We start from the raw sequence: 13984 nt of genomic DNA on the forward strand, positions 1-13984 counted from the left end.
ACTACCTTACCCCTTCGCTTCTACTTGTTCTGGTTTGAACACACGAATTGCCCAAATCAAGAAACCAATTAGGAAGAATGCAGAAGGTGCTAGAAGCATCAAGCCGTTTGGCTGATACCAACCACCGTTGCTCACTAGAGGTAGTACTTCCATACCAAATAGTTTGCCAGAGCCTAGAAGCTCACGGAAGAAACCAACAGTGATAAGAACGAAACCGTAACCAAGACCGTTACCAAGACCATCGACTAGAGATGGGATTGGCGCAGACTTCATTGCGAATGCTTCAGCACGACCCATTACAATACAGTTAGTAATGATTAGGCCTACGAATACAGATAGCTGCTTAGAGATATCGTATAGGTATGCTTTAAGCACTTGGTCTACCACGATTACTAATGATGCGATGATTGCCATCTGAACGATGATACGCACACTGTTAGGAATGTGGTTACGGATCAAAGAAACGAAGAAGTTAGACAGAGCAGTAACGAACATTACCGCGATAGTCATAACAAATGCTGTTTCTAGCTTAGTGGTTACCGCAAGAGCAGAACACACACCAAGAACCTGTAGCGCGATTGGGTTGTTGTCCAACACCGGCGCTAAGATGCTCTTTTTAATTTCTTTTGCACTAGACATTAGTTCAGACCTCCGTCACGAACTTTTGCTAGGAACGGACCAAAGCCCATATCACCTAACCAGAAGTCAAATGTATGTTGAACACCAACGCTAGTCAGTGTTGCACCAGAAAGGCCATCTACACCGTGCTCAGAACCTTGAGGAGCGCCACCTTTAACAACCTGAATAGCAGGTTTGTGGTTTTCGTCGAATAATTTCTTACCAACGAATTGAGCGCGCCAAGTTGGGTTCTCAACTTCACCACCAAGCCCAGGAGTTTCACCTTGCTCGTAGTAAGTGATACCAGAAACTGTGTTGCCATCAGTTTCTACCGCAACGAATGCGTACATCATTGACCATAGACCGTTACCGTGAACAGGGATGATAACTTTAGAAGTTTCAGCGCCATCTTTCACAAGGTATACAGTACCTGTGTTAGCACGACGAATGATCTTAGCGATGTCATCTTCAGCTGAAAGCTTAATTGACTGAGCTGGATCTTTTGCCGCTTTACGTTGGTCGTATGCAGCAGCATCGCCGTCAACGAAATCACCAGTAGCGAAATCAACTAGACGAGGTTCAATGTTCTCTGCGTACAGTGCTGGAATGTTACCCGCAAGTTCAATGCCCGCAACTTCAAGGATCTTAGTTTGCTGATCCAGAACTGCGTTAGCTTGTTGCTTAGGTTTAAGAACAACTGCAGCTGTTGAAACGATGATTGAGCACACTAAGCTCAATGCGATAACAACAAACAGCGTCTTTTTAATGCTATCGTTATTACTTGCCATAGCGCGCTAGTCTCCGCTTAATGTTCTTCTCGATTACAACGTGGTCAAACAGAGGAGCAAATAGGTTTGCGAATAGGATCGCAAGCATCATGCCTTCTGGGTATGCAGGGTTAACTACACGAATCATTACACACATTGCGCCGATTAGGATGCCGTACCACCACTTACCACCATTGGTAAATGACGCTGATACAGGGTCTGTTGCCATGAAGAACATACCAAATGCGAAGCCACCTAGAACTAGGTGCCAGTGCCAAGGCATGCTGAACATTGCGTTAGTGTCAGAACCGATCACATTAAACAATGTTGATACAGCAATCATACCGATCATAACACCAGCAATGATGCGCCATGAAGCAATGCCCATGTATACGATCATTGCAGCACCGATCATAAGTGCAAGCGTTGATACTTCACCGATAGAACCTGGAATGTTACCAATGAATGCGTCCATCCAAGTGATCGTCTCACCAGATACCGTGTTCATTAGCGCACTACCACCGCCTTGAGCCCATTGGCTAAGCGCTGTTGCACCAGAGAAACCATCAGCTGCAGTCCAAACTACGTCACCAGAAATCTGAGCAGGGTATGCAAAGAATAGGAACGCACGGCCAGCAAGTGCAGGGTTTAGGAAATTACGACCCGTACCACCAAAAATCTCTTTAGCAACAACAACACCGAAGGTAATACCTAGTGCAGCTTGCCATAGAGGAAGTGTTGGCGGAACAATAAGCGCGAACAAGATAGAAGTAACAAAGAAACCTTCGTTAACTTCGTGCTTACGCACCATACAGAACAGTACTTCCCAGAAACCACCAACGATAAAGACCGTCGCGTAGATAGGTAAGAAGTAAGTCGCACCCAAGAGCATCTTACTGCCCCAACCTGCATCGGCTCCTAAGGAGGCTCCAAGCATTTCGGTTAGCCAGTAGTGCCAGTTACCATCAATGATAGAAACTAGTTCTGCACCTGAATACATGTGGTTTAGTGCTGCAATAGCTTGACCACCTGCGTTGTACATACCCCAGAACATTGCTGGGAATACCGCAAGCCAAACCATGATCATGATACGTTTTAAGTCAACGCTATCACGGACATGCGAGCTTTTCTTTGTAACTGTACCTGGTGTGTAGAAAAGTGTTGCTGCAGCTTCGTAAAGCGCAAACCACGTTTCGTGTTTACCACCTGGTTCAAAATGATGCTCGATGTCTTCAATAAACTTTTTAAGGCCCATGAAAATTACCCTTCCTTCACAATTGTATCTAGGCATTCACGAAGTAACTGACCGTACTCGTACTTACCAGGACATACAAAGGTACACAGTGCTAAATCTTCTTCATCTAGCTCTAGCGCACCAAGTGCTTGTGCACTATCAACGTCGCCAGCACATAGATCGCGAAGCAGCAAAGTAGGCTCCATATCTAATGGCATTACTTTCTCGTAGTTACCAATTGGAACCATAGAGCGATCACTACCGTTTGTTGTCGTTGTCATGTTGAACAACTGACCTTTAAACACGTGACCAAGGAATGAACGAGTAACAGAGAACTTGTTCTTACCAGGCATAGCCCAGCCAAATAGCTCTTTATCACGACCTTCACGAAGAACCGAAACCTGTTGATGGTAACGGCCAAGGTACGCATGTGGACCTGAAGCGTGAACACCAGATAATACTGAACCTGAGATCAGGCGAACTTCACCTGGCATCAACTCGCTGTCCGTCAACTCTTCAAGGCTAGCACCAATTTGAGTACGAACTAGGCGTGGGTTATTAACTACTGGACCAGCCAGAGAAACAACACGCTCAGAGTAAATCTCACCAGTAAGGAACAACTTACCGAATGCGATAACGTCTTGGTAGTTAATGCTCCACGCTACATTTTGTGCATTTACCGGGTATAGGTAATGCATATGCGTGCCTGCAAGACCTGCAGGGTGTGGGCCATCAAAAACATGTTCTTCAACGTTAGACTGAGCTGAACGAGGTAAGCTAGTACCTTTTTTACAAACGTACACTTTACCGTTAGTCAGAGTTGAAAGAAGATCTAAACCAGCAACGAAAGCATCAGACTGCTCGTTAATGATTAATTCTGGCTCAGCTGCTAGCGGATTAGTATCCATAGCAGTAACGAAAATAGCCTGAGTTTCAGAATCAACTGCTGGAACCTTGCTGAACGGACGAGTTCGCAAAGCGGTCCATGCGCCAGACTCAACTAACTGAGCTTTAACCGTTTCACGGTCAAGACTTGCTAGTTGGTTAGCTTCATAGCTATTGAACGTGATTTGCTCATTGCCTGCTACTTCAATCACTACTGATTGAAGAACACGCTTAGCACCACGGTTCACTTCAATAACTTTACCGCTTGCTGGAGAAGTAAATACAACACCTGGGTTCTTTTTATCTGCAAAAAGAACTTGGCCTTTCTTCACTTCATCACCAACGCGAGCATGCATCGTAGGACGCATACCAACGTACTCTTCGCCAAGCAAGGCGACTTTAGTGATGGACTTACCATCATTAATCACCTGGGATGGAGTTCCTGCGATAGGAAGATCCAAACCCTTCTTTATTGTAATCATACGCACTTGCACTACTTTATCGGGAAAAAGATTCTTTTAATTGCGTAAATTCAGGACGTTTTAAAATCGCCCTTAGACACGACATTACAGTGTCCGGTTTTGGTAAATTTGAGATACCAAAATCGCAACATTACATTAATAAATTCACCACAAAGATTATGTGAGATTTATCAGGTGCCGTATTCTAGCATTTTTTGACAACTTGATGCCATGACCAATAACTTGAATACGGCCTATATTTGGTGAGATTTGAAGCATATGGACTCTAAAATATGTATAAATTTGACGAGCCGCACAGATAAAATGGCTTTTGAATCGTGTTTTAAACAAGAGATTAATACTCTGTCACAAACTCATATTTTTCGAGTTATGTTGAAACACTGTTAATAAAAACACTACTCGTTGTGGGTATTTTCAACCGCTCGATTTACCATCAGTTTGAGTGATATAACAACGAAAAACAGATGTATTTGGCAACAAAAAAGGTGGCATCGCCACCTCTTCTATATTCGATTACTCTACTATTTCCCACCGCCCATACACATTGGGCTATCTGGCACGTTATCTAGCTGCTTCAACCATTCATCTTTTGTATAAGTGTGAATGGACAGTGCGTGAATATTGTTCACAAGCTCTTCTGAAAGAGCTTTATTTACCGCTCGATGACGAGCAATAAGGCGTAAACCTTCAAACGCATCGCTGACAACAATCACTTTAAAATGACTCTCAGAACCGGCCGGAACATTGTGCATATAGCTCTCATTGATCACGTTTAAATGACTTGGTGAAAACTCATTGTGCAATTTTGTTTCGATAACTTCTTGGATCATTGTGATTCCTTTATAACGTATTGGCATTATCCGTGGGGTGAGTATAAACCCTAATAGGTCGAGTGTCCGAGTATTTAATAGCGAATGGCATAGGTTTGGTTGAGTTTTATCTATCTTGTTCAGGCCGCATTTGAGACAATATCTTTGTTATTTCTTACATAAGTATCTCAAGCAATGAAAACCGAACTTACCTTTCACGATAGAACTTTGACCTTACATCGTTTCCCAAAACGTTCAAATGAAACCCTTCAAGCTTGGGATGCGGGCGACGAATACCTGATCAGTCATGTTGAAGAGATGAATCTTGAACCTGGCAAACACATTCTGATCATGAACGACAGCTTTGGTGCCCTATCCACTTGGTTCTCGAAAGATCATGATGTCACCATGATGAGCGACTCATTTATTTCTCATCGCGGTGCGCTAAAAAACTTACAGCGTAATCAATGTAATCGAGTCAACTTTTTAAACACCATGGATGATATCCCGCACGGTATCGACCTTGTGATCATGCAGCTACCAAAGACCAACCGCCACCTAGTATGGCAGTTAAGTCAGTTACGCCAAGCACTGTCAGAAGGCTGCCAAGTGATCGGTGTCAACAAAGTCAAAGAGATCCACACCTCTACACTTAACCTTTTCGAGAAGTACCTAGGCGAGACCAAAACCTCGTTAGCGAAGAAAAAGCACCGCTTGGTTTTCTCTTCTCCAAATTGCCAACCTGTTCAAACGGTAGAGCCTTTTGTGGAGTGGGATGTAGACGGTGAAGATATCCGCCTGAAAAATTTACCAAATGTTTACTCAGGGGAAGCACTCGATCAAGGCGCTCGCTATATGCTAGAGCATATCCCTCAAGATCCAGAGCTGCGTCATATCATCGACCTAGGCTGTGGCAACGGTGTATTGAGCGTAAAAGCAGGGCAATTGAACCCACAAGCTCGTATTACCTGTGTGGATGAAAGCTTTATGGCTGTGGAGTCAGCACGCCAAAACGTCAAGGATAACCTTGGTGAAGACGGCAACTTCCAGTTCATCGCCAACAACTGTTTAGATGGCTTTAAGAAAAACAGCACCTACTTAGTGATGTGTAATCCTCCATTCCATCAGCAACAAGCGATTACTGATCACATTGCATGGCAAATGTTCTGTGATGCAAAGCATGTTCTTAGCAATGGAGGCAAATTAATTGTTATTGGCAACCGACACCTCGGATACGATGTCAAACTAGCGAGACTATTTGGTGAAGCTAACGTTGAAACGCTTGAACTAAACCAAAAATTTGAGATATTACAAGCAACAAGAGAGCCTGCGAATTTTAATAAATAAGCAGAAACGACTTCACAAGAATTTAAGATACCGAGCTTCTGGTGTGAATTTAGAAAGGATAAAGGAATGAAAAAACTGATTTTGGCTGCTTCTATTATGGCTTTGACAGCATGTTCAGCCCCTCAGCAAGAACAAATCAATGTAATGCCAGAAGCTTCACTAAGCTCAAGCAACCTTGTACAAGGCAAAACATACACACTAACCAGTAAAGATGTTCGTGCCGCTCAATATGTTGCATTGGTTGATAGTGGCCGTTCAAACATTCAACCAATTCATGCTAAGCAAAACATGCGTATTTCTCTAGAAAACGCTATTGCTCAGCAGTTAGAGTCTCAAGGTTTTCGTGCAAGCGTAAACAGTGAAAACTCAATTGTTTTGGAGATTCAAGAAGCGCTTGTTACCGTAGAACACACCATTATGGAAAACAAAATGGACGGTAAAGTGACGCTTGAAGTTACGGCTGAAACGCCTGAAGGCAAGTTAGTGAAAACATTCAACGGTACTGCAACGCGCACTGGTGCCTTGAGTGCGTCAAATGACGACATCTCTATGGTTCTTAATGACGTGATTAACTTGGTTCTTACGGAAATCGCTAACGACCAAGAGCTACAAACTTACATGAAGGAACGTTTCTAATGGTTCGTATTTTATCTTCTATCGCATTAATGTTGGTGAGCGTGAGCGTTTGGGCTGGTCCTAAAGTGAACGTAGAAACAACATTAGGCGACTTCACAATTGAGCTAAACCAAGAACAAGCACCGGTTAGCGCGGAGAACTTCCTAAAATACGTTGCAGACGGCAGCTACGAAGGCACTATCTTCCACCGTGTTATCCCTGGTTTCATGGCACAAGGTGGCGGCTTCGATCAAGACATGAATCAACAAGCGACTTATGCTCCTATCAAGAATGAAGGCAGCAACGGCCTGAAGAACGATACAGCAACAATCGCTATGGCTCGTACTAATGCGCCAGATTCTGCAACTCGCCAGTTCTTCATTAACTTTTCAGATAACGACTTCTTAAACGCTAAAGGTGGCAACCCTGGTTACGCTGTATTCGGCAAAGTAACCGAAGGCTTTGACGTTGTTCAAAAAATGGCAACGATCCCAACTAAGCGAATGGGCCGCATGTCAGACATTCCAGTCGACCCAATCGTCATCACTAAAGTGACCCTTCTTAAGTAATCCAATGTAGCGCCCTTATTTCTTAAGGGCGTTTTTCTATACAAGGACGCCCTATGTCATCAGGCACTCCCTCTCTTTCTTGGATGCAGACTTTTCGCAGCTACCTAGATAAACGTCTACTTTGGGTGTTTATGCTCGGCTGTTCGAGTGGCTTCCCATGGGTTCTTATTGGATCCAACATGTCTGGCTGGCTAAAAGATGCAGGTTTAACGCGTGCTGCCATTGGCTACTTTGGTAGTGTGTTTGCCGTGTATGCGATTAACTTTTTATGGGCACCATTGGTAGACCGAGTAAAACTGCCGGTGCTTCACGCAATACTCGGCCAGCGCCGCAGTTGGATCTTTTTCTGCCAAACCATTGTTTTAATCGGCACCTTATTCATCGCAGGCGTCAATCCCGCAGAGAATTTGGCGTTTACCTCAATGTTGGCGCTCGCTATTGCCATTGCCTCAGCCACGCAAGACATCGCGATTGATGCATTTCGTATTGATACCTTCCCAAAATCCGAAGCATCAAAACTGCCGCAAGCTTCCGCAATGGCCGTAATTGGGTGGTGGACGGGTTATTCACTACCAGGCTACCTTGCCTTTATTAATGCAGACTCAATCGGTTGGAATGGCGTGTATTACGGAATGGCAGGTGTCGTTGTTGTATTAATGCTGTTTACTCTTTTTGTCGGAGAGCCAAATACACAACGTGAAGCCCTACAAGAACAAGCACAACAGCGACACAATAAAGTGGTCGGCTCAAAGCTTGTCGCTTGGTTCAGTGTGACGGTAATTGAACCATTTTATGATTTCTTCAAAAGAAACGGAGTTCAAGTTGCCATTACTCTATTGCTGTTTGTGTTCCTATTTAAGATAGGTGAAGCCTTCCTAGGTCGCATGTCGATCACCTTCTATAAAGAGATAGGTTTCAGTAATGAACAGATCGGTCATTACTCCAAGTTAATTGGCTGGGGCGCGACGATATTCTTCACTTTGGTAGGCAGTGTCTTCAATGTGAAATTCGGTATTGTACGCGGACTGATGATCGGCGGTGTTGCAATGGCGGCCAGTAATCTAATGTTTGCGTGGATCGCTCACACTGGCCCGAGTGAAACCTTGTTCTTGGCAACCATCATTGTCGATAACTTTACAACTGCGTTTTCAACCGTAGCGTTTGTCTCTTTCTTAACACTATTAACCGGGCAAGCTTTCTCAGCGACACAGTATGCCTTGTTAGCATCGTTGGGGAATTTCGGTCGAACAACGCTGGCTTCATTCAGTGGTGAGTTGGTTGATTACCTCAATGATTGGTCAACCTTCTTTATACTAACCGCACTTATGGTGATTCCAAGTTTGATCATGCTCTATTCGTTGCGCCACTTTTTCACAGATTTACTGGAAAAAGCAAAAACCAACCAAGAGTAGTTGAACAAAAAAGCAAAAGAAAAGAAGGTAGCATCACGCTACCCTCTTTTTCTTTGTCACTAGTAACCTGTAAGAACTAGTCTGTTGTATCACTCACAATAAGGTTGAAGCCTGTGCCAGCCGAGTCATCGATCGCCACCACTTGATACACTACACCATCAGCTAAGGTTGCGGGCGCAGAGTCGATAGCCACAACCGACGGCTGACCCGCTACAGTAATCGTCACAAAATAAGACCCCGCCGCAACATAAATGCCATTCGCATAATCTTTGAACTTCACATCACTTAGCGCTGGAGTGCTACCAGAGATCCCCGCGTTTTCTGTTAAGTAAATATCCACCGAAGCCGCTATTGGGTTAGCAGCGGCGTGGGTAATGTTTAGCACCGCGCTGGTCGCAACCGGACGACGGTTTTCAGGAATAACCAATGGTTCCAAACTCAGTGGAGTTACCGTCCCTACTGCATAGATGCTGTAATCCATACCAGCAAATACCGCGACTCCATCTGCATCAATCAGTGCATTGGTTGTAGTGCCATCAGCAAAGATGTCAATGTCATAACTTCCTGCGGCTAAATCGATAAAACCGCGGATCTCTTTAAACATCAAATCAGCAAGAGGTGCAAATGCAGCTCCGTTGACAAAAACATCTACATCTGGGGCGCCATCAACGAGATGACCGACTCTTACTTCTGCAGTTTCTGCCATGTCGTAGATTAAAGATGAGCCCGAACCGTCCATTACCATCAATTTTACTGGAGAAGTGCTATTGGAGTCAGCTCTTGGCACAGCCGCGATCGTTAGCTCGCTACCGCCAGACAGAGTTATTTCTCCGGAGTCAAAAGCAATAGCATTGCCGCTCACGGTTTCTAATCTCACTCGGTATTGCCCTGCTGGAATATTGAGTACGTCAGTAAAGTCTTTATAACCGAGAGTGCCAAGCGGAGCACCCAATGGATCATTCGGCGCCGTTACGTATAAGTTCACATCTCCAACCCCTGTTGCCGCGTGAACAACTTGCACATCTAAACTTGAACTCGTTGCCGTTCCCTCAGAAGGTCGCGTCACAACTAAAGCCTCAACCGGGTTATTAGAACCGTCAGCGTCACCGACCACCATCACGGTGTAATCTAATTCACCGCTCAAATCGAATTGGCTTGGCGAAATTACAGTGGCAACTGCGTCACCTGGGAGTTGGACATCGACTTGAAGAGTTGTCTGGCCTTGATTTACTGAAGCGTACCCAGACGCTTGAGCATAATCGACGCCAGTCCAACGAGCCTGACTGTTAACGATAACATTAGCTAAAGGAGCATCGGGGGATGCATGAACAGCTTGTAGTTGTGTAGTAGGTTCATCGTCATCGTCACACCCAACAATGAACAGAGTTGATATTGCTACCGCTAATAATGGTGAATATTTCATGGTCTTCTCTCCAAAAAAGTTAGACCAGTTCGTCACACAAATGATTAGTCCAATAACTAACCTTTAAAAATTGTTTCAAAATCTAGTGCAGTGAACTGTCGTTGGTTCTCCGTGATTCAAAAAGTAGCTAGTTTTAATCCCTAGTCAGTCATCACATGAGTTAGTCATCAATTGATTCCAACATCATTACGCAGTTGTTCAAAAATAGATCAAAGACAAGATTGAGAGGTGATTTGAATGAGTCATTTTTTAAGAGAAAACGCTTAGAAAAGAATACTGTTGATTTTGATATGCATATCACTCTAATTAGTAGAATCGTTTGCTTAGAGCAGTATTTCACCTATTTATCCATAAAATAATCGAATTTCACAAAATCAATAGAATTAGAGGTGCATCGAGATGCATTGCTATCTTAAAGTTCCATCATTTAGATCAGTAGTGTGATCGATCTCACCTTAATAATTGTAGTTTTCACTCTGTCTCACTTTTATTTGAGAACAAAATCGCTATTATGCTCGGCATTCGGACATCATAAACACGCACGGATTAGCGGGTTACTTATTTCAAACATAGAGAGTTCCATTATGCGTAAATCACTTTTAACTCTTGGCCTACTTGCAGCAACTTCTGCTCCAGTAATGGCAGCTGATTATTCTGACGGCGACATCCATAAGAACGATTACAAATGGATGCAGTTCAACCTTATGGGTGCATTCAATGAGAAAGGCGTTACTGAGTCTACTCATGATTACCTAGAGATGGAATTTGGTGGTCGCTCTGGAATCTTTGATCTTTACGGTTACGTTGACGTATTCAACCTAACTTCTGATCCAGGTAGTGATAAAAATGGCCAAGAAAAAATCTTCATGAAGTTTGCTCCTCGTATGTCTCTTGACGGGCTAACAGGTAAAGATCTTTCTTTCGGTCCAGTTCAAGAGCTTTACGTATCTACGCTTATGGAATGGGGTGGTAACTCTGGCGTTAACACTCAAAAAGTTGGTCTTGGTTCTGATGTAATGGTTCCATGGTTTGGCAAAATGGGTCTAAACCTTTACGGTACATACGACTCAAACAACAAAGACTGGAACGGTTTCCAAATCTCGACTAACTGGTTCAAGCCATTCTACTTCTTCGAGAACGGTTCATTCATCTCTTACCAAGGTTACATCGATTACCAATTCGGTATGCAAGATGAGTACTCTCAAGTAAGCAACGGCGGCGCGATGTTTAACGGTCTTTACTGGCACTCAGATCGCTTTGCAGTTGGTTACGGCTTGAAACTATACAGCGATGTATACGGCTTTAAAGATGGCGCAAACCTTCCATGGGATGCATCTACACAAGCTGAATCTTCTGGCGTAGGTCACTACGTTGCAGTAACTTACAAGTTCTAGTCAAACTTCTAAGAAAGTTTCCTAAATGGCACCCTCGGGTGCCATTTTTTATTGCTTTCATTTAATGCCTCGCTATCCTTGCAGCATCACTTTCTTATCTCGGTATTGCTGTGAACATCACTATTGTTGGACCTGGAGCAATTGGCTCTTTATGGGCAATAAAACTACTTCAAGCTGGTCATAATGTCTCTTTGTGGAGCCGCTCCCCAGAAACCTCAATGGACCTATCACTTGATGAGCAAGCTTCACTTTCCTTCAGTAATAACAATATCGAAAAGCTATCTGCGAGTGACTTAGTGATCTCCACAGTCAAAGCTTGGCAAGTAGAAGAAGCTACCACTCCGTTACTTCAATATCTCGACTCTGATACCATTCTCATGTTCATGCATAACGGAATGGGCGCAGTTGATCAGATAGCGGCTCAAATTAATGATCACCCGGTAGTACTAGCAACCACCACCCAAGCCGCATTCAAGCCCGACAAGAATAATGTTTGTCACACAGGGTTAGGACAAACTCAACTGGGTGCTTTTAATCAAACGGGTCAGCAGTGCACGTTTTTAGTTGATGTATTGGAACATGCTCTCCCCGCTGTGAGTTGGAACCCACAAATAAAAACCGCGCTTTGGACCAAACTCGCCATCAATTGTGCTATCAATCCACTGACTGGGTTGGAACAAATCAAGAATGGCGAACTTGCAGACCAAAAGTTTGGGGATACTTTAAGCTCTATCGTTGAAGAGCTCACAAAAGTTATGCAAGCCGAAGAGATCGCTTGTTCATTCGACGAATTAGAAGCCAGCGTCAAACAGGTAATCCAAGCCACAGCGCAGAACAACTCATCCATGAAGCAGGATATGTTTTACCAACGCAAGACAGAGATCGACTTCATCACTGGGCACCTAATAAAAACAGCGCTTAAGCATCAGATAAAAGTTCCCGTTAACCAAAAGCTGTTCGATCAGGTCAAAGAGCAAGAAAATAGCTGGAATCATCAAGATTAGTCAGCAACGGTTAACAAGTCGCGATAAAATAACAATACCGCTAAGCACAACGCTAGCACCAATTTCCAAGATTTTAGGTAAGAATAGATGTTTGATATCAATCACATCCGAGAGCAGTTTCCTGCGCTATCACAAACCATCAATCAACAACCATTGATTTACTTAGACAGCGCGGCAACAACACAAAAACCTCAGGTAGTTATTGATGCCATTAGCCAATATTACTCCAAACAAAATGCCAATGTTCACCGTGGTAGTCATAGCTTAACAGCGAACGCGACCAGTCAGTTTGAAGCTGCTAGAGATAAGGTCGCTCAGTTCATTGGCGCAGCCTCATCAAAAGAGATCATCTGGACTCGTGGTGCCACCGAAGCACTCAATTTAATTGCTCAAACTTACGCAAGAAGTACCCTTCAACCTGGCGATGAGATCTTAGTGAGTGAAATGGAACATCACGCCAACATAGTGCCTTGGCAAATTGTTGCAGAACAAACCGGCGCTAAAGTCGTTAAAGTACCAATGACATCGGATTGCGAATTTGACCTCACTGCGTTTGATGCGCTTTTAAATGAACAAACCAAAATTGTTGCATTAGCTCAGATAACCAACGTAACAGGTTCTCGTCAGCCGATTGAAGTCGTCATCGAGAAAGCACACAAAATGAATGCGATTGTTGTGGTCGATGGCGCACAAGGCATCGTTCATGAGCCCGTTGATGTTGCTGCTTTAGGCGCTGATTTCTACGTTTTCTCAGGGCATAAACTCTATGCTCCAGCAGGTATTGGCGTGCTTTACGGTAAGCTTGAATTGTTAGAAGCGATGCCACCTTGGCATGGTGGTGGCAAGATGGTTGAGCGCGTATCTTTCTCTGGCACCACTTTTTCTGAACTGCCGGGTAAGTTTGAAGCTGGCACACCTAATGTAGCTGGAGCTATTGCTTTGAGCACTGCAATAGAGTGGTTGCATCAATTTGACCAACAAGATGTCAAGAATCATGTCCACCAGCTACAGCACAAGACCTACCTTGCACTCAGTAAACTGGGTGATATTCAGGTATTGGGTTATCAACCCAACGCAAGTGTGATTACTTTTGTAATGGACGGTGTTCACCATCAAGATATTGCTACGCTGTTGGATCAGCAAGGTATCGCAGTTCGCGCTGGTCACCACTGCGCTCACCCATTAATGGATGCACTTAATGTGAAAGGAACTGTTCGTATTTCATTTGGTATTTATAACAATCTAGATGATGTTGAAAAGCTCGTAGCGGCGATAGAAAAAGCCGTTGATATGCTTTAGGGAATAATGAAGCACAGTTAGAAGCAGTAACGCAATCCAAACGAGATTCCCTACTACGCTCCTTCGTCGCTTTAGGGAATAATGAAATGGACCCACCCTTCTAAACGGCGTCGCAATGCGCCAAGA

General features: G+C 43.9%; 13 protein-coding genes. 7 read left to right on the top strand and 6 right to left on the bottom strand.

Translation table 11 applies throughout. The features are described 5' to 3' along the window. Positions 1-6 precede the first annotated feature (6 nt). From ACED45_RS16190 to bolA, 5 genes are all read right to left on the bottom strand, one after another. Positions 7-639, bottom strand: a complete 633-nt coding sequence (locus ACED45_RS16190) for an NADH:ubiquinone reductase (Na(+)-transporting) subunit D (protein WP_371714465.1) — start codon at positions 637-639, stop codon at positions 7-9. Then, entirely contained in the window at positions 639-1406 is a 768-nt protein-coding gene (locus ACED45_RS16195; RefSeq protein ID WP_004735209.1) for a Na(+)-translocating NADH-quinone reductase subunit C, read from the bottom strand. Before ACED45_RS16195 ends, ACED45_RS16190 begins: the two co-directional genes overlap by 1 nt. Continuing rightward, positions 1396-2640 (bottom strand): NADH:ubiquinone reductase (Na(+)-transporting) subunit B, encoded by a 1245-nt coding sequence (locus tag ACED45_RS16200; RefSeq protein ID WP_010439046.1) that lies wholly within the window; start codon positions 2638-2640, stop codon positions 1396-1398. Before ACED45_RS16200 ends, ACED45_RS16195 begins: the two co-directional genes overlap by 11 nt. A gap of 5 nt (positions 2641-2645) precedes the next feature. Further along, complete coding sequence (locus ACED45_RS16205) at positions 2646-3986, bottom strand: Na(+)-translocating NADH-quinone reductase subunit A (RefSeq protein ID WP_032545690.1); 1341 nt, start codon at positions 3984-3986, stop codon at positions 2646-2648. Between the two features lie 521 nt (positions 3987-4507). Beyond that, positions 4508-4816: a transcriptional regulator BolA gene (gene bolA / locus ACED45_RS16210; RefSeq protein ID WP_371714466.1), complete on the bottom strand. Its 309-nt coding sequence runs from the start codon at positions 4814-4816 to the stop codon at positions 4508-4510. 174 nt (positions 4817-4990) lie between these two features. Here bolA and ACED45_RS16215 point away from each other — a divergent pair, with 174 nt between their 5' ends. From ACED45_RS16215 to ACED45_RS16230, 4 genes are all read left to right on the top strand, one after another. Continuing rightward, the gene (locus ACED45_RS16215; RefSeq protein ID WP_371714467.1) at positions 4991-6142 is read left to right on the top strand and encodes a methyltransferase; all 1152 of its coding nucleotides are present in this window, start codon (positions 4991-4993) and stop codon (positions 6140-6142) included. Positions 6143-6208: 66 nt separating this feature from the next. Then, the gene (locus ACED45_RS16220; protein ID WP_017067736.1) at positions 6209-6778 is read left to right on the top strand and encodes a YajG family lipoprotein; all 570 of its coding nucleotides are present in this window, start codon (positions 6209-6211) and stop codon (positions 6776-6778) included. After that, entirely contained in the window at positions 6778-7326 is a 549-nt protein-coding gene (locus ACED45_RS16225) for a peptidylprolyl isomerase (protein WP_017071274.1), read from the top strand. Before ACED45_RS16220 ends, ACED45_RS16225 begins: the two co-directional genes overlap by 1 nt. 53 nt (positions 7327-7379) lie before the next feature. After that, the gene (locus ACED45_RS16230) at positions 7380-8738 is read left to right on the top strand and encodes an AmpG family muropeptide MFS transporter (protein ID WP_146491381.1); all 1359 of its coding nucleotides are present in this window, start codon (positions 7380-7382) and stop codon (positions 8736-8738) included. A gap of 76 nt (positions 8739-8814) precedes the next feature. Here ACED45_RS16230 and ACED45_RS16235 read toward each other — a convergent pair whose 3' ends face one another. Further along, positions 8815-10161 (bottom strand): DUF4397 domain-containing protein, encoded by a 1347-nt coding sequence (locus ACED45_RS16235; RefSeq protein ID WP_371714468.1) that lies wholly within the window; start codon positions 10159-10161, stop codon positions 8815-8817. Positions 10162-10745: 584 nt separating this feature from the next. Between ACED45_RS16235 and ACED45_RS16240 the strand changes: the two genes are divergently transcribed. The 3 genes from ACED45_RS16240 to csdA all read left to right on the top strand — a co-directional run bounded on the left by ACED45_RS16240 (position 10746) and on the right by csdA (position 13858). Next, complete coding sequence (locus ACED45_RS16240; protein ID WP_371714469.1) at positions 10746-11555, top strand: nucleoside-specific channel-forming Tsx family protein; 810 nt, start codon at positions 10746-10748, stop codon at positions 11553-11555. 110 nt (positions 11556-11665) lie between these two features. After that, positions 11666-12559 carry a 2-dehydropantoate 2-reductase gene (panE, locus tag ACED45_RS16245; protein WP_371714470.1) on the top strand — a complete coding sequence of 298 codons (894 nt, stop codon included), beginning with the start codon at positions 11666-11668 and terminating at the stop codon, positions 12557-12559. A gap of 87 nt (positions 12560-12646) precedes the next feature. Beyond that, positions 12647-13858, top strand: a complete 1212-nt coding sequence (gene csdA, locus ACED45_RS16250) for a cysteine desulfurase CsdA (RefSeq protein WP_371714471.1) — start codon at positions 12647-12649, stop codon at positions 13856-13858. Positions 13859-13984 lie beyond the last annotated feature (126 nt).

The organism is Vibrio crassostreae (genome assembly GCF_041439375.1).
GTDB classification, from domain to species: Bacteria; Pseudomonadota; Gammaproteobacteria; order Enterobacterales; family Vibrionaceae; genus Vibrio; species Vibrio crassostreae_D.